The organism is Planomonospora sp. ID67723 (assembly GCF_015711605.1).
In the GTDB taxonomy this organism is placed as follows: domain Bacteria; phylum Actinomycetota; class Actinomycetes; order Streptosporangiales; family Streptosporangiaceae; genus Planomonospora_A.
On record NZ_JABTEZ010000006.1, the window covers coordinates 42,798 to 64,821 of the forward strand.

At 73.0% G+C, this 22,024-nt stretch carries 21 protein-coding genes and 1 pseudogene; 8 read left to right on the plus strand and 14 right to left on the minus strand.

Translation table 11 applies throughout. The features are described from left to right. Positions 1-43: 43 nt before the first annotated feature. The 4 genes from HS041_RS34775 to HS041_RS34790 form a co-directional block, all read right to left on the minus strand. On the minus strand, positions 44-565 hold the full coding sequence (locus HS041_RS34775) for a hypothetical protein (RefSeq protein WP_196445147.1): 522 nt from the start codon (positions 563-565) through the stop codon (positions 44-46). A 184-nt stretch (positions 566-749) separates the two neighbouring features. Continuing rightward, positions 750-1,358: a TIGR03086 family metal-binding protein gene (locus HS041_RS34780; RefSeq protein ID WP_196445148.1), complete on the minus strand. Its 609-nt coding sequence runs from the start codon at positions 1,356-1,358 to the stop codon at positions 750-752. 2 nt (positions 1,359-1,360) lie between these two features. Further along, positions 1,361-1,831 carry an SRPBCC family protein gene (locus HS041_RS34785; RefSeq protein ID WP_196445149.1) on the minus strand — a complete coding sequence of 157 codons (471 nt, stop codon included), beginning with the start codon at positions 1,829-1,831 and terminating at the stop codon, positions 1,361-1,363. Beyond that, the gene (locus tag HS041_RS34790; RefSeq protein WP_230880243.1) at positions 1,828-2,178 is read right to left on the minus strand and encodes an ArsR/SmtB family transcription factor; all 351 of its coding nucleotides are present in this window, start codon (positions 2,176-2,178) and stop codon (positions 1,828-1,830) included. The genes HS041_RS34785 and HS041_RS34790 overlap by 4 nt, the downstream gene beginning before the upstream one ends. A 209-nt stretch (positions 2,179-2,387) precedes the next feature. Here HS041_RS34790 and HS041_RS34795 point away from each other — a divergent pair, with 209 nt between their 5' ends. Beyond that, entirely contained in the window at positions 2,388-2,570 is a 183-nt protein-coding gene (locus HS041_RS34795) for a hypothetical protein (protein ID WP_196445150.1), read from the plus strand. 70 nt (positions 2,571-2,640) lie between these two features. Here the strand turns inward: HS041_RS34795 and HS041_RS34800 are convergent, their stop codons facing one another. Beyond that, positions 2,641-3,720 carry an ADP-ribosylglycohydrolase family protein gene (locus tag HS041_RS34800; RefSeq protein WP_196445151.1) on the minus strand — a complete coding sequence of 360 codons (1,080 nt, stop codon included), beginning with the start codon at positions 3,718-3,720 and terminating at the stop codon, positions 2,641-2,643. 245 nt (positions 3,721-3,965) lie between these two features. On the opposite strand from HS041_RS34800, the gene HS041_RS34805 reads away from it, so the two are divergent. Together HS041_RS34805 and HS041_RS34810 are read left to right on the plus strand one after the other, a co-directional pair. Then, the gene (locus tag HS041_RS34805; RefSeq protein WP_196445152.1) at positions 3,966-5,069 is read left to right on the plus strand and encodes a winged helix DNA-binding domain-containing protein; all 1,104 of its coding nucleotides are present in this window, start codon (positions 3,966-3,968) and stop codon (positions 5,067-5,069) included. A gap of 116 nt (positions 5,070-5,185) precedes the next feature. Further along, positions 5,186-5,551, plus strand: coding sequence for a spore germination protein GerW family protein (locus HS041_RS34810; protein ID WP_196445153.1), 366 nt, complete (start codon positions 5,186-5,188; stop codon positions 5,549-5,551). 89 nt (positions 5,552-5,640) lie between these two features. Here HS041_RS34810 and HS041_RS34815 read toward each other — a convergent pair whose 3' ends face one another. Next, a complete protein-coding gene (locus HS041_RS34815) occupies positions 5,641-7,266 on the minus strand; it encodes an amidohydrolase (protein WP_196445154.1) in 1,626 nt (541 codons plus the stop codon). 157 nt (positions 7,267-7,423) lie between these two features. Beyond that, on the minus strand, positions 7,424-8,824 hold the full coding sequence (locus HS041_RS34820) for an NAD(P)/FAD-dependent oxidoreductase (RefSeq protein WP_196445155.1): 1,401 nt from the start codon (positions 8,822-8,824) through the stop codon (positions 7,424-7,426). 168 nt (positions 8,825-8,992) lie between these two features. On the opposite strand from HS041_RS34820, the gene HS041_RS34825 reads away from it, so the two are divergent. Next, positions 8,993-10,027 (plus strand): GNAT family N-acetyltransferase, encoded by a 1,035-nt coding sequence (locus HS041_RS34825; RefSeq protein ID WP_196445156.1) that lies wholly within the window; start codon positions 8,993-8,995, stop codon positions 10,025-10,027. Positions 10,028-10,300: 273 nt separating this feature from the next. On the opposite strand, the pseudogene HS041_RS34830 reads toward HS041_RS34825, so the two are convergent. Beyond that, positions 10,301-10,726: pseudogene (locus tag HS041_RS34830) on the minus strand (Clp protease N-terminal domain-containing protein); the annotation flags it as partial. Between the two features lie 220 nt (positions 10,727-10,946). Here HS041_RS34830 and add point away from each other — a divergent pair. Together add and HS041_RS34840 are read left to right on the plus strand one after the other, a co-directional pair. Beyond that, entirely contained in the window at positions 10,947-11,957 is a 1,011-nt protein-coding gene (gene add, locus HS041_RS34835) for an adenosine deaminase (RefSeq protein WP_196445158.1), read from the plus strand. Positions 11,958-12,131: 174 nt separating this feature from the next. After that, the gene (locus HS041_RS34840) at positions 12,132-14,408 is read left to right on the plus strand and encodes an MMPL family transporter (protein WP_196445159.1); all 2,277 of its coding nucleotides are present in this window, start codon (positions 12,132-12,134) and stop codon (positions 14,406-14,408) included. Here the strand turns inward: HS041_RS34840 and HS041_RS34845 are convergent. Continuing rightward, complete coding sequence (locus tag HS041_RS34845) at positions 14,299-15,231, minus strand: haloalkane dehalogenase (RefSeq protein WP_196445160.1); 933 nt, start codon at positions 15,229-15,231, stop codon at positions 14,299-14,301. The genes HS041_RS34840 and HS041_RS34845 overlap by 110 nt on opposite strands. 95 nt (positions 15,232-15,326) lie before the next feature. Between HS041_RS34845 and HS041_RS34850 the strand changes: the two genes are divergently transcribed. Beyond that, positions 15,327-15,821, plus strand: coding sequence for a MarR family winged helix-turn-helix transcriptional regulator (locus HS041_RS34850; protein ID WP_196445161.1), 495 nt, complete (start codon positions 15,327-15,329; stop codon positions 15,819-15,821). A 69-nt stretch (positions 15,822-15,890) separates the two neighbouring features. Here HS041_RS34850 and HS041_RS34855 read toward each other — a convergent pair whose 3' ends face one another. After that, positions 15,891-16,298 carry a nuclear transport factor 2 family protein gene (locus HS041_RS34855; RefSeq protein ID WP_196445162.1) on the minus strand — a complete coding sequence of 136 codons (408 nt, stop codon included), beginning with the start codon at positions 16,296-16,298 and terminating at the stop codon, positions 15,891-15,893. A gap of 59 nt (positions 16,299-16,357) precedes the next feature. Between HS041_RS34855 and HS041_RS39000 the strand changes: the two genes are divergently transcribed. Continuing rightward, positions 16,358-16,930 (plus strand): TetR/AcrR family transcriptional regulator, encoded by a 573-nt coding sequence (locus HS041_RS39000; RefSeq protein ID WP_307845600.1) that lies wholly within the window; start codon positions 16,358-16,360, stop codon positions 16,928-16,930. Between the two features lie 59 nt (positions 16,931-16,989). Here the strand turns inward: HS041_RS39000 and pgl are convergent, their stop codons facing one another. The 4 genes from pgl to HS041_RS34880 form a co-directional block, all read right to left on the minus strand. Beyond that, positions 16,990-17,763 (minus strand): 6-phosphogluconolactonase, encoded by a 774-nt coding sequence (gene pgl, locus HS041_RS34865; RefSeq protein WP_196445163.1) that lies wholly within the window; start codon positions 17,761-17,763, stop codon positions 16,990-16,992. Positions 17,764-17,847: 84 nt separating this feature from the next. Then, positions 17,848-18,762, minus strand: a complete 915-nt coding sequence (locus HS041_RS34870; protein WP_196445164.1) for a glucose-6-phosphate dehydrogenase assembly protein OpcA — start codon at positions 18,760-18,762, stop codon at positions 17,848-17,850. Then, positions 18,763-20,388 (minus strand): glucose-6-phosphate dehydrogenase, encoded by a 1,626-nt coding sequence (zwf, locus tag HS041_RS34875; RefSeq protein WP_230880244.1) that lies wholly within the window; start codon positions 20,386-20,388, stop codon positions 18,763-18,765. Then, a complete protein-coding gene (locus HS041_RS34880) occupies positions 20,388-22,019 on the minus strand; it encodes a phosphoglucose isomerase-related protein (RefSeq protein ID WP_196445165.1) in 1,632 nt (543 codons plus the stop codon). The genes zwf and HS041_RS34880 overlap by 1 nt, the downstream gene beginning before the upstream one ends. Positions 22,020-22,024: the final 5 nt, after the last annotated feature.

Consider the following 22,024-nt stretch of genomic DNA (forward strand, 5'->3'; position numbering starts at 1 on the left):
ACCGCCCGGGAAGCGGTCCGGCGTCTCTCCGCCGAGACGGCCCTCAGTTGGCGCAGTCTTGGTGGTTGAGGATCAGACCCATGTCGGCGACCCTCCCGCCTGACAGGAAGAAGTAGAAGTAGGCCCTCGGATTCTTCGGGACGGGGGCGGTGAAGTAGCCGCTCATGTTCCGCTCCAGACGGGGGTAAGCCCTTTCCAGCTGCCGCCTGGTGGAACCGATCTCGATTCCCCGACGGGTCTTGACGCCCTCGGGGGCGAAGATGGCGGCCACGCCGTACCGTCTGGAGATGAACAGGTCCGACCCGTCGCTGCGGTGCGGAGGCGTCCTGAAGTCCCACGCCGAGCACGGGCGCGAGTGGGTCCTGCGCACGATCTTTCCTGTCGCCCGGGCTTCCTCGACGCTCATTTCGAGCTTCACGCCGCGATATCCGAACGGACCCAGCTTTCTCTTCGTGGCCGCGTCGGGCTCGGCGACCGCCGCGGGCGCGGCGGCCAGGAGCATCCCTGCGGCCAGCACCGCCACCAGCACCGAACGGCCCAGCCGCCGGACAACCGCATGCTTCATCGTCGTCCTCCATGATTATGATCAGACAGCCCGTCACCTCCAGCGGAGTGGTGCGTGAACAGACCTTCGCGGAATCCTGTTTATGCAGGTTAAGCGGGTATCCGTCCACGGGCGCGGATGCTGGGCCGGTGTGTCGCCCGAGATCACGCGCAGGCGGGGATCGGCCGCGGGGGAGGCCGTCCCGTCAGGGACCGGCGTCGCCGGGGCGCCAGCCGGGACGGCGGCCGGTCAGCCCGAGCAGCCGATCCAGCAGCGGTGCGTCGTCGGGTACGGGCACCGGCGGTCCGAACAGCCCGGGGCTGCCGTCCGGGTGCTGGGCGACGATGGCGCCGACCCATCGGTACGCGGCGGTCATGGCCTCGGTCAGCGCGGGATCGGCGCCGGGGTAGGTCCGTCCGGTCGCGACGGCGAGGTCCCAGCCGTGCACGATGACCTCGTCGAGTGCGGCCGCCCCTGCTGCGGCGGCCGGTAGCCGGTTGCCGCCGGCCTCGGTGGTGCCGGTCCATGCCGACTCCTCCCGCCACGCCCGGGCCAGATCGCCCAGCCGGGCCGGGAGGCGGCGGCGCCAGTCCCCGCCCAGCCGGGACGCGTCGGGTACCGGGGCGCGGCCACCGCCGGCAAGGGGCGTCTTGGCGGCGGCCGCGGTGAACGCGACGCAGAGGCTGTCGACATGGTCGAGCAGCTCGCCGACGGTGATGCCGCCGCAGGGAGTGGGCGCGGTGAGCTGGTCGTCGCGGACCTGCCCGATGAGGGCGGCGAGCGCGGCGGTCGCGGGGTGCAGGTCGGCTGTCATGGTCAGATCGTCTCCGTGAGCCGGTCGAGGACACTGTCCCAGCCGGCGCCGACCTGTCCGGCGACGTGGGGCATCGCGGCGGCCAGCGCGTCGAGCTGTTCGTGCACGAGCACCAGACGGGTCCCGCCCTGCGGGGCTTCGTCGAGGGTGACGGTGAGCAGCGAGTCGAACATCGGACCGGCGTCGCGGTCGGGGCCGATGAAGCCCCAGCGCCAGACGATGCGCCGGTCCGGCACGAGTTCGAGCAACTGCGCGTCGAAGCCGCCGACGGGCTGGTCCGAGTCGGTCTGCCAGATGCGGTACCGGCCGCCCACGCGCTCGTCGACCAGCGCGCGGACGCACTCCAGAGACCCGGGCGCCAGCCACCGTTGCAGGGTCGCGGGATCCAGCCAGGCCCGGTAGACCGCGTGCACGGGCGCGGACAGGACGCGCTCGCGCCGTACGGCGGGGAAGGCCGCGAGGTCGGACGTCATGGTGGCTCCTCACTGACGGATGGGTGCGGCGAGTCGAGGACGTGCTGCAGGACGTCGAGCCGGGCGTCCCAGAACTGCTCGTAGAAGCGCAGCCAGGCCACCGCGTCGGACAGCGGGCGGGGCCGCAGCCGGCACACGTGCCGGCGTCCGGTGATGGTGCGCTGCACCAGCCCGGCCTGTTCGAGGACCCTCACGTGCTTGGACGCCGCGGCCAGGGACATGTGCAGCGGCGCGGCCAGCTCGCCGACCGAGAGCTCCCCCCCGGCGAGGCGGCGCAGCATGGTGCGCCGCGCGTCGTGGGCCAGGGCGTGGAACACGGCGTCCAGCATCCCCTTATCCTCAACCATATGGTTGAGGATAAGGCTCGCGCCTCTAATCCACAACTAAAAGGTTGAATGTTTTCGGTGCACCGAAGGCGTGGACCCGGAGGCGGCTGCCCCGATCGTCGGCGCCTCTCCGCCTTCGTCGCTCCGGCGGCCACCCGCATCCGCCATCGCCGCCTCGCTGCGCGAGCCGCGCTCGAGGTGAACGAGCCCAAGGGGTCTGGTCGCGCTCAGTGGCCGCAGGCAACCGGAGACCGCTTGAGCAGGCAGTGCCGCACCACGATGACGCCCGCGAGCACCGGTACGGCTGGGAGCGGCCGCTTGCGCCGCATCCGGCGGAAAACCATTTCAAGCACGCGACGGAAGGGATCGTCTGCGGCTTCGGGCTTCATGACCTGCAGCAGGCGTACGGCTGACGGGAGCGCGGACGGCCGGGACGTTCTCGGGGCGCGGGAATCCTCGGCGGGACGTACGGCGTACGCCGGATCAGTCCGAGGGGTGACGGGCGGCGAGACCGGAGACCGCCGCGAGGTCGTCGGCGAGCTGGAGGATGGTCTCGCGGCCCTCGACCGCATGCGCCCAGTCGGCGGGCAGGGCGGCCTCGCCGTACGCCGCGCCGATGATGTTTCCGCAGATGGCGCCGGTGGAGTCGGCGTCACCGGAGTGGTTGACCGCCAGCAGCAGCGCCGCGCGCGGATCGGGTTCGGCCAGGGCGCAGTAGAGCGCGACGGCCAGGGCCTCCTCGGCGATCCAGCCCTCGCCGAGGCTCTCGACCTTCTCCGCGGTGGGCTCGCCCGCCCCGGCCAGGCGCCGGGCCGCGCGCAGGGCGTCGCCGGTCTCCCGGTGCTCGGCGCCCTGGCCGTCGAAGGCGGACAGCATCGACTCCGTGGACGCGGCGGCCTCGGCGAGTGAGTCGCCCTGGACGAGCCGGTCGACGAGGTGGGCCAGGGCGCCGGAGGCGATGGCGGCGGTGGGGTGGCCGTGGGTCAGGCGGGCGGTGGCGATGGCCAGGGTGACCGGGTCGTCCGCAGGGTGAGGACCCGTGGCCCGGGGGCCGCGCAGCAGGCCGAAGGGGGCCGAGCGCATGACGGTGCCGCAGCCTTTGGAGTCGGGGTTGATGGGCCCGTGGCCGAGCGGGGAGCCGGGCGGGCGCGGGGTGATGCGGGAGCGCAGGCCGGACAGGCAGGCGTTGCCGGGGGCGCGGCGGGCGTACAGCCACTCCTGGGTGCGCAGCCAGCCGGTGCGGAAGCCGCCGTCCTGGGGGGCCGGGACCGGGCGGTTCTGGGTGTCGAACCAGCGCAGGTAGGCCCGGTGCACGGAGGTGACGGCGTCACCTCCGTGCAGGCGGGCGCGGATCAGCCCTTCGGCGGTGAACAGCGTCATCTGGGTGTCGTCGGTGACATCGGTCTTGATCATGTCGGTGAGCCCGGCGGGCCCGAACTCCGAGCGGATCTGGGCCAGGGACATGAACTCGACGGGGTTGCCGAGGGCGTCGCCGACGGCGCCGCCGAGCAGGCAGCCCCGGACGCGGGAGCCGTACGACGGGAGCCGCTGGTGTCCGTCCATGGGAGAGCTCGCTTTCGGGAGGTCTTTCAGGGACAGGGAGGTGCGTCCCGGGCCCGGCGAAGCAGGAAACCACATTGTGGGCCCGGTCCACAATGGCTCCACGACGGCTCCACGACGGCTCCACGACGGCTCCACAGGGGCCGTGTGCGCTGCTGCCGGGCTCCCGGGGCCGGCGGCTCACGGGTTCCCGCGCCGCCGGGCCGTACCTGCCGCGATCTGTCAGGTACGGCCGAGATGATGAGCGCATGGAGACACTGACGGTACGGCGGCTCAACCGCGCGACGCTGGCCCGGCAGATGCTGCTCGCCAGGGAGAAGACCGATGTCGTGACGGCGGTGGAGCGGCTCGGCGGCATGCAGGCGCAGGAGCCCAGGCACCCCTTCACCGGCCTGTGGACGCGGGTCGACGGCTTCCGCCGGGAGGACCTGCACCGGGCGCTGCACGGGCGATCCGTCGCCCGGGCGATGATGATGCGGGCCACGCTGCACCTGGTGAGCGCGGCCGACTACGCCCGGTTCCGCCCCGCGCTGGACCCCGTGCTCGCCGCGGCCCTGAGCGGGCGCGGCGAGCTGGCCGCCGGGCTGGACCTGGACAGGCTCCTCCCTGCCGCCCGGGAGATCCTGGCGGAGGGGCCCCGCGACTTCACCGCGCTGCGTGCCCTGCTTCAGGAGCGGTTCCCCGAGGCGAACGACCGCGCGCTGGGCTACGCGGTGCGGACCCGGCTGCCGCTGGTCATGGTCCCCACCGGGGACCGGTGGGCCTTCCCGCCGAAGGCGGACTTCGCCCTGGCGGAGAGCTGGCTGGCGGAGGACTCCCGCGCGGTCGCGCCCGGGGAACCGGTGGAGGAACTGGTGCTGCGTTACCTGGCGGCCTACGGCCCGGCCACCGCCGCCGACGCGCAGACCTGGTCGGGGATCAAGGGGCTGCGCGCCGTACTCGACCGCCTGCGCCCGAGGCTGGCCGCCTTCCGCGACGAGAAGGGCCGGGAGCTGTTCGATCTGCCCGGCGCCCCGCGCCCGGAGGAGGACGAGCCCGCCCCGGCGCGCTTCCTGCCCGACTTCGACAACCTGGTCCTCGCCCACGCCGACCGCACGCGCCTGATGGCGGAGGAGCACCGCGGGCGGGTCACCACCAAGAACCTGCGCGTGCGCGCCACGTTCCTGTGGGACGGCTCGGTTCGCGGCACCTGGCAGGCCGAACTCAAGCGCAGGACCGCCGTCCTGCACCTGGCGGCCTTCGAACCGCTGCCGGAGAAGGCGGTCTCCGAGCTGGCGGAGGAAGGCCGGGCGCTCCTGCGCTTCCTGGAACCGGACGCCACAGCCTTCGACGTCCGCGTCGGGGACGCCTGACCCGGGGCGTCACGATCGCGTCAGGGCGACGTCTGTCCGGCGGGCATCCCATTGGCTAGCGTGGAGCGGGTCGGGTATGGGAACACCGTGCCGGAGACGAGCCCAGGGGAGTCGCGATGGACATCATGGAAGTGATTGACCAGGCGAAGGACAACGCCACGGTCAGCCGCGTCTTCGGCGAGCCGATCACCCGTGAGGGGGTGACGGTCGTCCCGGTCGCCAAGGTCGCCACCGGCGGGGGCGGCGGGCGCGGGAAGCAGGAGGGCGGCGACCGCCCGGGAGAGGGCTCCGGAGGCGGGTACGGCCTCAGCGCGACCCCGGCCGGGGTGTTCGTCATCAAGGACGGCGACGTGCGCTGGCAGCCCGCGATCGACGTCAACCGGATCGTCCTGGGCGGCCAGATCGTCGGCGTCGTGCTGCTGCTCACCGTCCGCGCGATCGTGCGGATGAGCCTCAGGAGGCGCAGGGGCCGGCGCGGCTGATCCGCCGGACGGCCCGCCGGGCGCGACGGCGCACCGTCACCCCCGGCGGGCCGCCGCGCCCGGTGCGGAGCGGTCCGCCGGGCGGGCGGTCACGCCTGGTAGACCTGCTCCCCGCCGACGAACGTCATGGCCACCTTCGCCCGCCAGATGTCGGCCTGCGGCTCCGTGAACGGGTCACGGTCGAGGACGACCAGGTCGGCGCGGTTGCCGGTCGCGATGGTCCCCGCGTCGTCGTCGTGGTTGATCCAGGCCGATCCGGCCGTGTACGCCGTCAGCGCGGTGGCCAGGTCCAGGCGCTGCCCCGGCAGGAACGGCGTCTGGGCCGTGGGGTAGTCCGCGTGCACCGAGCTTCCCGGTTCGGTCCGGTTGACCGCGACGTGCATGCCCTGGATCGGGTCGGCGTTCGAGACCGGCCAGTCGCTGCCCGCGCAGAAGCGGGTGCCCGCCCGCAGCAGGTCCGCGAAGGGATACTGCCACGCCGAGCGCTCCTCGCCGAGGAACGGGATGGTCAGCTCGTCCATCTGGGCGTGGTGGGTGGCCCAGAGCGGCTGCAGGTTCGCGGTCACCCCGAGCCGGGCGAAGCGCGGCACGTCGGACGGCTCGATGATCTGCAGGTGCGCGATGTGGTGGCGGCGCTCATGGCGGGTGGCCGGATCGGTGCCCTCGATGCTGTCGAGCGCCTCGCGGACGGCCCGCTCGCCGATGGCGTGGAAGTGCACCTGGAAGCCGTGCCGGTCCAGCTCGGCGACGTACCCCCTCAGCAGCGCGGGGTCCACATAGGACAGCCCCGTACCGCCGCAGCGGCAGTACGGCTCGATGACCGCGGCGGTGAAGTTCTCGGTGATGCCGTCCTGCATGATCTTCACCGAGGTGGCCCGGAACGTCTCCAGCCCGTCGGCGGACTTGCGGCGCTCGACCAGCTCGCCGATCTGCTCGGCGCCGCGAGCCCGGTCCCACCAGAGCGCGCCCACGACCCGGGCCCGCAGCTTCCCCGAGGCCGCCGCCGCGACGTAGGTGGGCAACTGGTCGTCCGAGCCCGCGTACGAGCCGACGATGGCGTCCTGCCAGCCGGTGATGCCCAGCGAGAACAGGTGCGCCTGGGCGTCCATCAGCGCGTCCATCAGGTCCCGCTCCGTCGGGCGCGGGGTGAGCAGGCCCACCAGGTCCATCGCGCCCTCGTGCAGCACGCCGCTCGGGGTGCCGTCGGCGTCGCGCTCGATCCGGCCGTCGGCCGGATCCGGGGTGTCCCGGGTGATCCCGGCGACCTCCAGCGCGCGGGTGTTCACCCAGGCGGCGTGGTGGTCACGCTGGATCAGGTAGACCGGCCGGTCGAGGAAGTCGAGCTGCGAGCGGTGCGGCAGGCCGCCGGGGAAGGCCGACATGTCCCAGCCGCCGCCGTCGATCCACTCGTGGCCGGTGTGGGAGGCCGCGTAGTCGTGAACCTTCGCGATGTACGCGTCCAGGCCGTAGACCTCGGACAGGTCGCACTTGGCCCGCTCCAGACCCGCCTGGACCGGATGCATGTGGGCGTCGGTGACGCCCGGGATCAGCAGGCCGCCGCCCAGGTCCACGGTCTCGCAGCCGGGGGCCGCCAGCCGCGCCACGTCGGGCTCGGGGCCCGCGGCGGCGATACGGCCGTCGCGGACGAGCACCGCCTCGGCGAAGGCGCCGCCGGGCAGGAACGCCCGGCCGCCGCGGAACAGCAGGTCGGTCATGCCCTCACCGCCGGGGCGGGGGAGTGGGGCAGGTGGGTCACGGTCTCTCCTTCTCATCCGTATGGGCAGGTCTCCGGGCGGGGCTGGGAGCCGGTTCGGCGATCACCGTCTCCGTCTCACCGTCTCCGTCTCATGGCCTCCATCCTCGGCCGCCCGGTCAGCGGCCGGTGATGGAGTCGGCCACGCGGGCCAGCACGGAGGTGCGCCCGAGCCCGCCCCTCTCCCGGGCGTCGGCGCGGCGGTACAGGTCGTACATGGCGTGCACGCCGATCCAGCGCAGCGGCTCGACCTCCCAGCTCCGCACCTTCCGCCCCACCCAGGGCAGCCGCGTGAGCTCGGTCTCCTCGCCCAGAACCAGGTCGCGCAGTGTACGGCCGGCGAGGTTGGCGGTGGTGACCCCGTGCCCGGTGTAGCCGCCCGCCCAGCCGATCCCGGTGGCGCGGTCCAGGTGCACGGTCGAGCACCAGTCGCGGGGCACGCCCAGCACCCCGGACCACGCGTGCGCGACCCGGGACTCCCGTACCGCCGGGAACATCCCGGTCAGCAGCTCCCACAGCGCCTCGATCGTCCACTCGTGCGTGCGGCCCCGGTCGTCCACCCGGGAGCCGTACAGGTAGGGCTTGCCGCGCCCGCCGAAGGCGATGCGCCCGTCGGCGGTCCGCTGGGCGTACATGTAGTAGTGGGCCATGTCCCCGAGCAGCTCGTGGCCCTCCCAGCCGATGGACTCCCAGAGCCCGCCCAGCGGTTCGGTGACGATCATCGAGCTGTTCATCGGCAGCCAGGCCCGGTGATACTGCCGCAGTTCGGCGGTGAAGCCCTCGGTGGCGCGGATGACGTGCTCGGCGCGGACGGTGCCGTACGGCGTGCGCGCCGTGCGCGGGGCGATCTCGACGACCGGGGTCCGCTCGTAGATCTCCACGCCCAGCCTCCGCACGGCCTCGGCCAGCCCCCGGACGAGCTTGGCCGGCTGGATCCGGGCGCAGTGCGGGCTCCAGATCGCATTCACCGCGCCGCTGACCCGCAGGCGCTCCTCCCGCTCGGCGGGCTCCAGCAGCCGCAGGTCGTCCTCGCTCCACCCCCAGCGGCGGGCGTGGGACAGCACCGCGTGCAGCCGCCGGTCCTGGGCGGCGTTGGTGGCGACCGTGGTGACGCCGCCCTTGACGACGTCGGCGTCGATCCCCTCCTCCCCGGCGACGGAGACGACCTCGTCGATCGAGCCGAACATCACCCGCTGGAAGCGCCTGGCCGCCTCCTCGCCGTGGGTCTTCGCGTAGCGCTCGGGGGTCCCGGCCAGTTCGCCGACCAGCCAGCCGCCGTTGCGCCCCGACGCGCCGTACCCGGCGAACTCCTTCTCCAGCACGACGACGCGCAGGGCCGGACGGGCCTTCTTCAGGTAGTACGCGGTCCACAGCCCGGTGTAGCCCGCGCCGACGATCGCCACGTCGGCCGCGAGGTCGCCGTCGAGAGGGGCGCCCGGGACGGGAAGACCGGAGGAGCGGAACCAGAACGAGACGTCTCCATTAACGAAGCCGTCAGACAGAGGGACACGCGTGCTCATGGCCAGATATCCTGCTATATCCGTCAATCTGGCCATAGCTTCCCACGGAAACCGTTGTACAACCGCGTCATGCGCGATCTTCCCGGACGTAACGGCGGCCTCACTCTGACGTAGCGGCACCGTAACAGGGCTGCGTCAGTCTTACGTCGTGACGGAGGGAGCGTGCTGATGGGGTTTCTGAGGATTCGCACGACGGTGGACGAGCGGCCGGGACGGCTGGCGTCCCTGGCCGCCGCACTCGCGGAGAAGGGCGGCAACATCCTCGGCCTGAGCGTCCACCCGGACGCCGACGGCACGGTGGACGAGTTCGTCGCCGAGATCCCGGCGGCCCCGGAGGTCGTGCGCGAGGCCCTGGAGGCGGCGGGCGGGCGCCGGGTCCAGGTCGTCGCCGCCACCGCCCACGAGCTGACCGACGAGCCCACCCGGGTGCTCCTGCTCGCCTCCCGGCTGCGCACCGCGCCCTGGCGGCTGCCCGAGCTCCTGGCCGAGCTGCTGCGCGCCGACGACGCCCGCTGGGTCTACGGCTCCGAGATGAGCGACCTGCCCGACCCGACCCTGCTGACCGTGCCGGTCGCCCCGCGCCGGGCGATCAGGCTGCGCCGTACCGAACTGCCCTTCACCCTGACCGAGGCCGCCCGTGCCGCCTCCTTCGTGCGGCTGGCGCAGCCCGCGGCCGACCCGGTGAGCACCGCCGAGCGGGCCGTCAAGCTGACCGACGGCACCGAGACGCAGATCAGGCCGCTCACCCGGCTCTACCGCGAGGCCGTGCGCGACCTGCACGACCGCTGCTCGCCGGAGACCCGCCGCTTCCGCTACTTCACCTCGATGCCCACGCTGCCGCCCCGCATCTTCGACCGGCTCTGCGACCGCACCCGCGGCCACTCCCTGGTCGCCGGATACGACGGGCAGGTCATCGCCCTGGCCAACCTGATGTTCACCCCGGATCCCGGGATCGCCGAGATGGCCTTCCTGGTGGAGGACCGCTGGCAGGGCAAGGGGCTGGGTACGGCGCTGGCCAGGATGGTCCTCGCCGAGGCCCGTGACCTGGGCTTCGCCGAGGTGAAGGCGAGCCTGCTGTCGGACAACGCGCGCATGCGTCGGCTCCTGGTCTCGCTCGGCGCGACCCTGAGCCACACCGACGACCCCGGGGTGGTCGAGGCCAGGCTGGCGATAGGTGTGATGGCGGCGGCATCCCCGAGCTGACCCGTCACGCGGTCCCCCCGATCCGGGAGAGCTCAGGGGCTCCCGGATCGGGGATCATCCACCTCCGGCTCGGCCTTCCCGCTCCGGGGGTTCCCCGGCTTCCCCGGGCTTCCCCGGATCCCCGGAGTCCGGCGGCGCCCCCAGGGCGTCCAGCCGCCGCTCGATCCGGTCCAGGCTCTCCTGGATCCGGTCCAGCCTCCCGCTGAGCGACGGCCCTCCGGCGAAGAGGGCCTCCTCGACGCCTCCGGCCCGGTCCCAGCGGGTGCCCCGGCCGATCAGCTCGATCACCTGCGCCCGTACGGCCTCCAGCCGCACCCCCTGCCCGGTGAGCACCTGGGCTGCGACGCCCTCCCCTTCGCGGATCAGGCCGAGCAGGATGTGCTCGGTCCCGATGTAGTTGTGATGCAGGTTGAGCGCCTCGCGCAGCGACAGCTCCAGCACCTTCTTGGCGCGCGGGGTGAACGGGATGTGGCCGGTCGGTCCGCGCGACCCCTGCCCGATGATCTCCTCGACGTCCTGGCGGACCTGTTCGAGGCTGATGTCGAAGGAGCGCAGCGCGCGGGCGGCGACACCGTCGTCCTCCCCGACCAGGCCGAGCAGGATGTGCTCGGTGCCGATGTAGTTGTGGCTGAGCCGCCGCGCCTCCTCCTGTGCGAGGACCACGACGCGGCGGGCACGGTCGGTGAAGCGCTCGAACACGGGGGCCTCCGGGAGGGGGGATCGAGTTGCCCTTCACCCCACTATGCGTCAGATGGCCTGGCCTGCGGGAGGACATACCGCCGCAAATCCCGCATACTCCGGCGGTCTCGTCGCGGTGTTCCCCTCTCGGCCGCCCTCGTCTTCATCATCCTTACATTCTCATGTGAGATTTGTGCCTTCTCTCTGGTCCGGCGCGGCGTGCCGTGCGTAGGGTCGCGACATGACGACCCATGCCTTCATCGACGCGCTTCCCAAGGTCGAGCTGCACGTCCACCTCGTCGGCTCCGCCTCCCTGCCGACCGTGCTGGAGCTGTCCCGCCGCCACCCCGGCAGCCGCGTGCCGACCACGGAGGAGGAGCTTCGGGCCTTCTACGTCTTCCGTGACTTCGAGGACTTCGCCCGGGTCTACCAGGCGGTCAACGCCCTGGTCCGCGAGCCGGAGGACGTGGCGACCCTGGTGGTCGGCCTGGCCAGGGACCTGGCCGGGCAGAACGGGCGCTACGCCGAGGTGACGGTCACGCCGTACGCCCATCACGTCGTCGGCATGCCGATGAGAGCCGTCACCGAGGCACTGGACCTCGCCGCCCGGCGCTCCCTCGACGAGCACGGCGTGCGGATCGGCTACATCTTCGACATCCCCGGCGAGTACGGCGCCGAGGCCGCCCGGATCACCCTGGACCACGCCCTGCAGGAACCTCCCCAGGCACTGGTAGCTTTCGGCCTGGCCGGGATCGAGCAGGAACGCGTACGCCACCGCGACGCCTTCCGGGACGCCTTCCGCGCCGCCACCGCCGCCGGCCTGCACAGCGTCCCGCACGCCGGGGAGATGACCGGCCCCGAGACCGTCTGGGAGGTCGTCGAGCACCTCGGCGCCGAGCGCATCGGCCACGGCATCTCCTGCCTGGACGACCCCCGCCTCGTCGCGCACCTGCGCGAGGCGCAGATCCCCCTGGACGTCTGCCCCACCTCCAACGTCCGCACCGGCCAGGTCGCCCACATCAAGGACCACCCGCTCCCGCGCCTGCTCGACGAGGGCCTGTTCGTCACCGTCAACAGCGACGACCCGCCCATGTTCGCCACCACCCTGACCGACGAGTACCGCGTCGCCGCCGACGTCTTCGGCCTCGACCGCGCAGCCCTGGCCGCCCTCGCCCGCAACGCCGTCACCGCCTCCTATCTCGACCCCGCCGCCAAGCAGGCCCTCCTCGCCGAGATCGGCACCCTGCCCTGACGGCGCGCGGCCCCCGCGTCCCCCGCTAGCGCCGCACCCACCGCTATTGTGACTGTCCGTAATTAACGGGTGCGCCGAGTGGTGGAGTGTGGCGACCGGAGCGCGCTCCGCCTCCGCCGGGAACCTCCCGTCCGGCCCGCCCGAGCCGGACGGTCCCATCGTGAAGGAGGAGGGGTGCCCCGTACCCACCCGGACACCACGATCGAGCCGCCCGCGGTCCGGGCCGGGCGGGAGGCGGCGCACGTCTCGGGTCTCCTCGTCCGGTGCCGGCGCCTGATCCTGTGGCTCGCCGTCCTCGGCATCGCGCTGGCCGTACTCGCCGGCCACGACGTGCACGACCGTCTGGTGTCCGGAGGCGCGACGGCCTCCGGCGCGGAGTCGGAACGCGCGGACGAACTGCTGGAGACAGGGTTCGGAACCGGAAACCCTCACCTCGTCCTGATCGTCAGGAGCGCGCAGCCGGTGGACCGACCCCAGGTCGCCGCGGCCGGCACGGCCGTCGCGACCCGGCTCGCCCGTGATCCCGGCGTCGCCGACGTCACCTCGTACTGGGACACCCGCTCACCCGCCCTGCGCGGCCGGGACGGACGGGCCGCGCTCATCCTGGCCCGCCTGCGCGGCGACGGCATGCGGCAGGTCGCCACGGCCGCCCGCCTGACGCCCGGCCTGGCCGGGGCGCACGGGCCGCTGTCGGTCTCCGTCACGGGGGAGGCCCAGGTCAGGGTCGAGACGCAGCGCCGCAGCGAGCAGGACCTCCGCACGGTGGAACTCATCACCGTCCCCCTGACCTTCACGATCCTGCTGCTGGTCTTCGGCAGCCTCACCGCCGCCGTTCTGCCGGTCCTCGTCGGCGTGTTCGCGGTGGCCGGGACCATGGCGGTGCTGCGCCTGCTCACCGAGCTGACCGAGATCTCCGTCTTCGCGATGAGCATCGCCAGCGCTCTCGGGTTCGCCCTCGCGGTGGACTTCAGCCTCTTCCTCATCACCCGGTTCCGCGAGGAACTGGCCTGCGGGCGCGACGTCGCGGATGCGGTCCGGGTCACCATGCGCACCACCGGCAGGGCCGTGGCGTTCTCGGCGTTCACCGTGGCGCTGTCCCTGGTGGCGCTGCTGCTCTTCCCGTTCATGATGTTCCGCTCGGTCGCCTTCGCGGGCATCGCGGTGACCCTGCTGGCCGCGGCCGGGAGCCTGGTGGTGCTGCCGGCGGTGCTCGCCGTGCTCGGCGGCCGCGTCGACAGCCTGGCCGTGCCGGGGCCGTGGCGGGCCGGGCGGACTCCCGCGGCGGGGCCGGGAGGCTGGTTCCGCATCGCCACGGCCGTGATGCGCCGTCCCCTGGCCGTCGCCGTTCCCACCGTCCTGCTGCTGGCCGCGCTGGCCTCGCCCTTCCTCGACGCCCGTTTCGGGGTCTTCGACGACCGGCTGCTCCCGCCGCAGGCGCCCGCCGCGAGGGCCGGCGAGGAACTGCGCAGGGACTTCGACGTCCGCAGCAACGTCTCGGCGACCATGGTGATGCTGCCCGGCCCGGCCGGCGCCGCCGTGGGAACGTCCCCGACCTCGCTGGACGCCTACGCGCGGAGCCTGTCGGCCCTGGGGGGCGTGGCCCAGGTGGACACCGTCACCGGCTCGTACTCCGGGGGCAGGTTCTCCGGCCTGCCCGCCGGTCCGCCGGAGCGTTTCACCGGCCCCGCCGGAACCTGGCTCTCGGTCTCCACCGCGCACGAGCCCTACTCGGTGGACAACAGCGAGCTCGCCGGCGACCTGCGGGCCGTCCCCGCTCCGGCGGAGGCGCTGGTGGGCGGCCCGGGGGCGCAGCTCCGGGACATCCGGCTCGCCATCGCCGACACCCTGCCCACGGGACTCGCCCTGATCGCTCTGACCACCTTCGTCCTGATCGCCGGGATGACCGGCAGCGTGGTCCTGGCCGCCAAGGCCCTGCTGCTGAACGTCCTCAGTCTGGGCGCGACGTTCGGCGCGCTGGTCCACGTCTTCCAGGAGGGCCACCTGCGCTGGCTGGTCGGCGGCTTCACCGTGACGGGTACGATCGACGTTTTGGTGCCCGTCCTGATGTTCTGCATCGCCTTCGGGCTGTCCATGGACTACGAGATCTTCCTGCTGTCCCGGATCACGGAGGAGTACCGGCGGACCGGGAGCACCGTCACCGCGGTGGCCCTGGGACTGGAGCACACCGGCCGCCTGTTCACCTCGGCGGCCGTGGTCTTCGCCGTGGTGATGGCCTCCCTGGCGACCTCCGGCCTGGTCCTGCTCAAGATGGTCGGGGTTGGCCTGGCGCTGGCCGTACTCCTGGACTGCACGCTGATCCGCGCGCTGCTCGTGCCGGCCGTCATGCGCCTGGCCGGCCATGCGAACTGGTGGTCCCCGTGGAAGCGCCCGCGGAAGCCGTCTTTCCCGGTGCCGGCTCTCCCAGCCGGTGCCGCGCCGCCCAGGCGGTGATCGCCGCGGCGATGGCCTCGGGCTGGTCCTCCGGCGCGTGGTGACCGGCCGGACCGCAGTGTTCGATCTCCAGGCCGGCGATGTTCGCCGCGCACCAGGCGGCCATCTCCTCCTTGATGAGCAGGGTGGGCGAGGAGTCGAAGGTGAGCAGCAGCTTGGGGACGCCGTCGCTGCCCGCGAGCCATGCGCCGTAGCGCTCGACCCGCCCGGCCACGTCGGCGGGCTCCCCGTCGAGCGGCAGCGAGCGCGCCCACTGCAGTAGCGGGCGGCGGCTCTCGCGGGTGGGGTACGGCGCCAGGTACGGCTCCATCTCCTCCTCGCTCAGGGGCGTCAGCACCCCTCCGGTGAACGCGGTCTCCACCAGGAAGTTCTGGTCGAGGACCAGCGACTCGCCCTGCGGGCCCCGCACGGCCTCGGCCCGGGAGCGCGGGCCCTGACCCAGCTCGCTCCAGGACATCGGCCGGACGAAGGTCTCCAGGAAGGCCACGCCGCGGACGCGGCCGGGGTGGCGGGCCGCCCAGTCGAAGGCGAGCGCCCCGCCCCAGTCGTGGCCGACGAGCACCGCGTCCTCCAGCCCCAGCCGATCGAACCAGGCGTCCAGGTAGCGAGCGTGATCGGCGAAGCGGTACGGCCCGCCGGGCTTGCCGGAGCGGCCCATGCCGATGAGGTCGGGGGCGAGCAGGCGGGCGGGCCCGCCGACGCCGGGCAGCACGTTGCGCCACAGGTGGGAGGAGGAGGGGTTGCCGTGCAGGAAGACGAAGGGGGCGCCGCTCCCGCTGTCCTCGTAGTACATCGCCGCGTCGAGCACGTCGATCGAAGGCATGGGTGTCCTCTCCATTTGTTCGTCGGGCTAACGTTCGTCGCACGAACGAACTTATATTGTTAGCCGGACTAACGCAACGGGGTAGGATCACCGGCATGAACAGCGGCGCGCCCGACACGGCGGACCTCTCGGGCGGGGAGGCCACCCCCGCCCGGCTGAGGAACCTGCCCACCCGGCTCCTGGCGCTGACCGCGCTGCACTCCGACCGCCTGGTGACGGAGGGGCTGGCCGGTGCGGACGCCCGCCAGTGGCACTACGCCGTTCTCGCGACGCTGGAGGAGTCCGGCCCGGCGAGCCAGGCGGAGCTGAGCCGCCGTACCCGCATCTACCGCAGCGACCTGGTCGCCGTCATCAACGAGCTGGCCGACCGGGGCTTCGTGGAACGCGCGCCCGACCCCGCCGACCGCCGCCGCAACGTCATCACCATGACCGGGCAGGGCCGCCGCCAGCTGCACAGGCTCGACGAACTACTCGCCGCCATCGAAGACGACGTGCTCGCCCCGCTGACCCGGATCGAGCGCCGCCAGTTCACCGAGCTGCTCGCCCGGCTGCTGGACCACCACGGGAGATCACGCCGCCGGGACGCCTGACGGCCGGCTCCCACCCTGTCCGTGCCCCCCTGTCCGTGCCCGCCGCGACCGCCCGTGGTCCGGCGGGGCTCAGAGGCCGAGCGCGGACAGCACCCGCCGCAGATCCCAGTACGCGCGCACCGAGCTGATCCGCCGGTCGCCGCCGACCCGGTAGACGAAGACGCCGTCGTAGTGCACCTCGGCGCCGCCGGGGAACCGGATCGCCACCGAGGCCACGACCGCCGCCTCGTCGCCCGCCGGATGAATGGCGGTGACGTCGAACCGGACGTCGTTGGGAGCGACGGTGAGCTCCCAGAACCGTTCGAGGGCCTCCCGCCCCGCCAGCCCCGTCCCCCCGGGGTCCAGCGGTGAGCCGCCGACCGGGTCGTGGAGCACGGCGTCCGGAGCGTAGCAGGCCAGCCAGGCGTCCCGGTCGCCGGCGCCGACCGCCTCCATCGCGGCGAGCGCGGCGACGGCCGCCGGGTGAGTGCTGCTCATGGGTCCCCCTCCGCCGGAACACTGCTTGACGCGTGTCAAGCTAGAGGTATGCTTGACGCGTGTCAAGCACGCAAGCCCGCATCCTCCAGGCCGCCGAGCGGCTCATCGCCGAGCACGGCGCCGGGTTCACGATGGCCGACGTGGCCCGCGAGACCGGCGTTTCCCGCCAGGCGGTCTACCTCCACTTCGCCTCGCGGGCGAGCCTGCTCATGGCCCTCGTGCGGCACATGGACGACGTCGACGGCATCCGCCCGCGCTGCGAACGGGCCCTGGCCGTCCCGGACCCCGTCGAGGCGCTGCGCGCGTTCCTGTTCGCCTGGCTCCGCTACGCGGCCCGGATCCGCCCGGTCGCCTCGGCGCTGCTCGCCTCCCGCCGCGACGACCCCGACACCGCCGCGGCCTGGGAGGACCGCATGGGCGAGCTCCGCGAGGGTTTCCTGGTCGCCGCCCGGAGGCTGGGCGGGGCCGGCCTGCTCCGGCCCGGCCTGGCCCCGGAGACCGCCGCCGACCTGGCCTGGGCGATGACCTCGGTCCCGGTCTGGGAACAGCTCACAATCGACTGCGGGATGAGCGCCCACGACGCCGGGCAACACCTGACCGACGCCGTCACCGCGGCCATCGTCGGCAGCTGACTCCTCCCACGCCGGGACCCGCTCCCCTGGAGCGGCCCGCGGACGCCGGGAGAGCGCGGTCAGGGGGAGGAGATCCGGCCGAGGGAGGCGGGGATCTTGGCGGCGGAGCCGCGGTCCAGCAGGAACAGGGTGCGCCGGCGGCCGCGCGCCCCCGCCGCCGGGACCTGCATCGGCCCCGACTCCGACAGCGCCAGCCGTACGGCCCCCGCCTTGTCCGCGCCCGCCGCGACCACCCACACCTCGCGCGCCCCCTGGATCACCGGCAGCGTCAGCGAGATCCGGGTGGGAGGCGGCTTCGGGGAGCCGTGCACGGCCACCACCGGGCGGGTGTCGTGCAGCGCGGGCATCTCCGGGAACAGCGAGGCGACGTGCGCGTCCGGGCCCATGCCCAGCAGCAGCACGTCGAACGAGGGCGCCGGGCCGTGGTCCTCCGGGCGCGCCGCGCGGCGCAGCTCCTCGGCGTAGGCGTCGGCGGACTCCTCGGCCGTCATCCCCGAGTCGGGGCCGCGCATCACGTGCACGCGCTCCGGGTCGAGGTCGACGTGGTCGAGCAGGGCCTTGCGGGCGCCGGTCTCGTTGCGCTCGGCGTCTCCGGACGGCAGGAAGCGCTCGTCACCCCACCAGACGTCCAGGTTGCGCCAGTCGACGGCGTCGCGGGCCGGGCTGGCGGCGATCTCGGCCAGCGTGGCGATGCCCACGGTCCCGCCGGTCAGGACCAGGGAGGCCGAGCCCTTGGCGGACTGCGCGTCGACGAGGCGGGTGATCACCCGGGCGGCGACGGCCTTGGCGAGCATGTCGGCGTCACGGTGGACGACGACGTTGGGAACACTCACTGCACGTTCTCTCTCGGGCTCGGGGATGCGAAGATCCGTAAACTCGGTGGGAGCGCCCGCGGCGGATCGGGGGCGCTCCTCACGTCACGACGACCTGCTCGACTTCGAGATCCGCCGGATCGCGGCCTCGTAGACCTCGTCGGGGTCCAGCCTCCGAAGCTCCTCGGCGAGCAGCTCCGAGGTCGCACGACGGGCCAGGGCGACCTGGCGGTCCGGCTGGCCCGGACGGGACAGCCTGGCCAGCCGGGCCTCCGAGCGGATGATCGTGATGTCGCCGTCGACCGTGGAGAGCATCACCCTGGTGAGCCCGGGGCCGTCGGACTCGACGACCTTCACCGGGGCGCCGAGCCGCTCGCCGAGCCAGGCGGCCAGCAACGGCGCGCTGGGGTGGCCGGCCGCGGCCTCCACCACGCCCTTCTTCACCTTGCCCACCGGCTGGTCGAACGCGGCGGCCAGGAGGCTGCGCCACGGCGTCAGCCGGGTCCAGGCCAGGTCGGTGTCGCCGGGGACGTAGCTGCCGGCACGGCTCGCGATCGCCTTCACCGGCCCCGCCGCCGCCCGGGCGTCGACGATCCGGCGCAGGGCGAGCGCCCCGATCGGGTCCTTGGCCGGGACGTCCGGGCACTCCCGCGGCCACCAGGCCACCACCGGGGTGTCGGTGAGCAGCAGAGGACTGACCACCGAGTCGGCGTGCCGGGTGAGCTCGCCGTACAGGCGGAGCAGGATGACCTCGCCCGGGGTGGACTCGCCGACGCGCAGCTCGGCGTCCAGCCGGTTCGGCTCGGCGGGATCACGGGCGATGACGACCAGGATCCGGGAGGGGTGCTCCCTGGCGGCCTCGGTCGCGGCGCGCACCGCGTCGTACTGGTCGCTCTCGTCGCAGACCACCACCAGCGTCAGCACCATGCCGACCGCCGGGCTGCCCATCTGGTGGCGCAGATGGGTGAGCTGCGATGAGATCTTCGAGGCGGTCGTGTCGCTGAGCATGAAGCTCGTCATCTACAGCCTCCTCCAGACGCGTCCGTCGCGGGCCATCATCTCGTCGGCTGAGGCGGGACCCCAGGTGCCCGCCGGGTAGTCCTCCGGCACGCCCTGCGAGGCCCAGAACTCCTCGATCGGGTCGAGGATCTTCCACGACAGCTCCACCTCCCGCTGGTGCGGGAAGAGCGGCGGGTCGCCGATCAGCACGTCCAGCAGGAGCCGCTCGTAGGCCTCCGGGGACGACTCCATGAACGACTCGCCGTAGGCGAAGTCCATCGAGACGTCCCGGACCTCCATCGCGGTGCCCGGGACCTTGGAGCCGAACCGCACCGTGATGCCCTCGTCCGGCTGGACCCGGATGACCAGCGCGTTGTGGCCCAGGATCTCGGTGTCGTCCTTGCTGAACGGCAGGTGCGGCGCCTTCTGGAACACCACGGCGACCTCGGTCACCCGGCGGCCCAGCCGCTTGCCGGTGCGCAGGTAGAACGGGACGCCGGCCCAGCGCCGGTTGGCGATCTCCAGCTTGATGGCGGCGTAGGTCTCGGTGATGGAGTCGGCGGGGATGCCCTCCTCCTCCGCGTAGCCGATGACCGGCTGGCCGCCCTGCCAGCCCGCCGCGTAGCGTCCGCGCGCGGTCGATCGGGCCAGGTCCTGCGGGAGCCGTACCGCCTTGAGGACCTTCTCCTTCTCCCGGCGCAGCGAGTCGGCCTCGAAGGAGGTCGGATCCTCCATCGCGACCAGCGCCAGCAGCTGGAGCAGGTGGTTCTGGATCACGTCGCGGGCCGCGCCGATGCCGTCGTAGTAACCCGCCCTGCCGCCGATGCCGATGTCCTCGGCCATCGTGATCTGGACGTGGTCGACGTATCCCCGGTTCCAGATCGGCTCGAACAGGTTGTTGGCGAACCGCAGCGCCATGATGTTCTGGACGGTCTCCTTGCCCAGGTAGTGGTCGATGCGGAACACCGAGCTCTCCGGGAAGACCGCGCTGGTGATCGCGTTCAGCTCGTGCGCGCTCTTCAGGTCGTGCCCGAACGGCTTCTCGATCACCACCCGGCGCCAGGAGGAGTCCGGGCCGTGCGCGAGGTCGGTCCGCTTGAGCTGCTCGACCACGACCGGGAAGAACTTCGGCGGCACCGACAGGTAGAAGCCGTAGTTGCCGCCGGTGCCCCGGGTCTCGTCGATCTCCTTGAGCATCATCGCCAGCGCGTCGAACGCGCCGTCGTCGGTGAACTCACCGGGGCAGAAGAAGATGCCCTCCGAGAGCTGCTTCCAGACCTCCTCGCGGAACGGCGTCCGCGCGTGCTGCTTGACCGCGTCATACGTGAGCTGCGCGAAGTCCTGGTCACGCCACTCGCGCCGGGCGAAGCCGACCAGAGAGAAGCCCGGGGGCAGCAGCCCCCGGTTCGCCAGGTCGTAGATCGCCGGCAGCAGCTTCTTGCGCGCCAGGTCACCGGTCACGCCGAACAGCACCAGCACGCACGGCCCCGCCACCCGCGGCAGGCGCTTGTCGCTGGGGTCGCGCAGCGGGTTGGCCGCCACCACCGCATCGGTGGTGGCGGCGACCGCTGCCGTCGAGGCGGCGAGTACGGCCTCCTCGACGTGCGCCGCCTGCTCGGGGAGCCTCCCCGGGCTTCCCTCCGTCATCAGACCTCCCGCGCTGCCGCGAGCAGGCGCGCGACTCCGGCCGCGCGATCGGTCAGGTGCAGCCGTACGGCCGGGCGGGCGCGCTTGACCAGGGCGCCCTGGTCGCCCAGGGCCTGGGCGAGCTGGAGGCGGCCCAGAGTGTACGGCTTGCCGGGAACCTCCAGGTCGCTCTCGTTCGCCCCGGTGATCTGCAGGAACACGCCGTTCTGCGGGCCGCCCTTGTGGTATTGGCCGGTGGAGTGCAGGAACCGGGGGCCCCACCCGAAGGTGACCGGCCGGTCGGTCCTGATCGCGAGCAGGCTGCGCAGCGTGGCCGGGTCGGCCGCGCTCCAGGCGTCGGTCATGGCCTCGAACGAGGCGCCCTCGGCCACGGGGGCGTCGAAAGCCGCCTCCCGGTCGAGGTAGGCCATGATCGTCAGGTAGCCGTCGTCGGGGATGGCCTCCAGCAGCCTGGTGAGCACCTCCGGCAGGTCCTTGGCGCCTTCGGCCTGCGCGCCGTACACCTCGACCGGACCGTCGACCAGGGCGGGCGCGGCCGAGGGGAGCTCGCCGGCGGCCAGCAGCGCGCCGGTGTTCTCCTTGGACTCGGTCACGTTCGGCTGGTTGAACGGGTCGATGCCGAGGACCCGTCCGGCGATCGCCGTTGCGTACTCCCAGACGAGGAACTGCGCGCCCAGCGGGCCGCTGACCGTCACCGCGCCGTCGGACTCGATCCCGACGACCAGCTCGTCGTCGGCCTCGTTGGGGTCGGCGCCGACGACCGGCAGGATGCCCTTGGCGGACTTGCCGGTGGACTCGGCGACCAGCTGCTCGATCCAGTCGGGCAGGCCGTTGATCTCCGACATGCTGTCCTCGAGGAGGAGCTTGTCGCGGCCGTTGATCGCGGCGGCGCCCAGGGCGGCGCCGAGCTCCAGGCCGGGGTTGCCCTCGCCCTGGGAGAGCAGCGGCTGCACCGCGGCGGCGTCGTCGAGGAGCTTCTCGACGTCGGCTCCGGCCAGCGCGCTGGGCACCAGGCCGAACGCCGACAGGGCGCTGTACCGGCCGCCCACGTTGGGGTCGGCCAGGATGACCGGGTAGCCCGCCTCGATCGCGGCCTGCTCCAGCGGCGAACCCGGGTCGGTGACGACGACGATCCGGCCGACCGGGTCGATCCCGGCGTCGCGGAAGGCCTTCTCGTAGATCCGCCGGTGGCTGTCGGTCTCGACCGTGCCGCCGCTCTTGCTGGCCACCACGACGATGGTCCGGTCGAGCCGGTCGGCCAGGGCGCGGCGCACCTGCCCGGGGTCGGTGGTGTCGAGCACGGTCAGCGGCACGTCGGCGGTGGCGCAGATGACCTCGGGCGCCAGGGAGGAGCCGCCCATCCCGGCGAGGACCACGTGGTCCAGGCCCTCGGCGCGGGCCCGCTCGACCAGCTTGCCGATCTCGGGGAGCAGCTCCCTGCTGGTGAGGGGGAGGTTGAGCCAGCCGAGCCGGACGGCCGCCTCGGCCTGCGCCTCCTCGCCCCACAGGGCGGCGTCGCCGCCCGCCAGGCGCTCGTGGACCTGCTCGGCGACGAGCGTCCTGGCCAGCTCGGCGGTCTGCTCAGCCAGGCGGTCCTCGTTGAACGTCACGGATGCCGTGGGCACTGCCATGGGAC

Excerpts from the sequence above, each read along its gene's own strand:
- HS041_RS34825 (WP_196445156.1), top strand. The coding sequence starts at position 8,993 with ATGGGGTTTCTGAGGATTCGCACGACGGTGGACGAGCGGCCGGGACGG.
- HS041_RS34870 (WP_196445164.1), bottom strand. The coding sequence starts at position 18,762 with ATGACGAGCTTCATGCTCAGCGACACGACCGCCTCGAAGATCTCATCG.
- HS041_RS34850 (WP_196445161.1), top strand. The coding sequence starts at position 15,327 with ATGAACAGCGGCGCGCCCGACACGGCGGACCTCTCGGGCGGGGAGGCC.
- HS041_RS34845 (WP_196445160.1), bottom strand. The coding sequence starts at position 15,231 with ATGCCTTCGATCGACGTGCTCGACGCGGCGATGTACTACGAGGACAGC.
- HS041_RS34820 (WP_196445155.1), bottom strand. The coding sequence starts at position 8,824 with ATGAGCACGCGTGTCCCTCTGTCTGACGGCTTCGTTAATGGAGACGTC.
- HS041_RS34785 (WP_196445149.1), bottom strand. The coding sequence starts at position 1,831 with ATGACGTCCGACCTCGCGGCCTTCCCCGCCGTACGGCGCGAGCGCGTC.
- HS041_RS34780 (WP_196445148.1), bottom strand. The coding sequence starts at position 1,358 with ATGACAGCCGACCTGCACCCCGCGACCGCCGCGCTCGCCGCCCTCATC.
- HS041_RS34805 (WP_196445152.1), top strand. The coding sequence starts at position 3,966 with ATGGAGACACTGACGGTACGGCGGCTCAACCGCGCGACGCTGGCCCGG.
- HS041_RS34880 (WP_196445165.1), bottom strand. The coding sequence starts at position 22,019 with ATGGCAGTGCCCACGGCATCCGTGACGTTCAACGAGGACCGCCTGGCT.
- HS041_RS34815 (WP_196445154.1), bottom strand. The coding sequence starts at position 7,266 with ATGACCGACCTGCTGTTCCGCGGCGGCCGGGCGTTCCTGCCCGGCGGC.
- HS041_RS34810 (WP_196445153.1), top strand. The coding sequence starts at position 5,186 with ATGGACATCATGGAAGTGATTGACCAGGCGAAGGACAACGCCACGGTC.
- HS041_RS34775 (WP_196445147.1), bottom strand. The coding sequence starts at position 565 with ATGAAGCATGCGGTTGTCCGGCGGCTGGGCCGTTCGGTGCTGGTGGCG.
- add (WP_196445158.1), top strand. The coding sequence starts at position 10,947 with ATGACGACCCATGCCTTCATCGACGCGCTTCCCAAGGTCGAGCTGCAC.
- HS041_RS34855 (WP_196445162.1), bottom strand. The coding sequence starts at position 16,298 with ATGAGCAGCACTCACCCGGCGGCCGTCGCCGCGCTCGCCGCGATGGAG.
- zwf (WP_230880244.1), bottom strand. The coding sequence starts at position 20,388 with ATGACGGAGGGAAGCCCGGGGAGGCTCCCCGAGCAGGCGGCGCACGTC.
- HS041_RS34800 (WP_196445151.1), bottom strand. The coding sequence starts at position 3,720 with ATGGACGGACACCAGCGGCTCCCGTCGTACGGCTCCCGCGTCCGGGGC.
- HS041_RS34790 (WP_230880243.1), bottom strand. The coding sequence starts at position 2,178 with ATGGTTGAGGATAAGGGGATGCTGGACGCCGTGTTCCACGCCCTGGCC.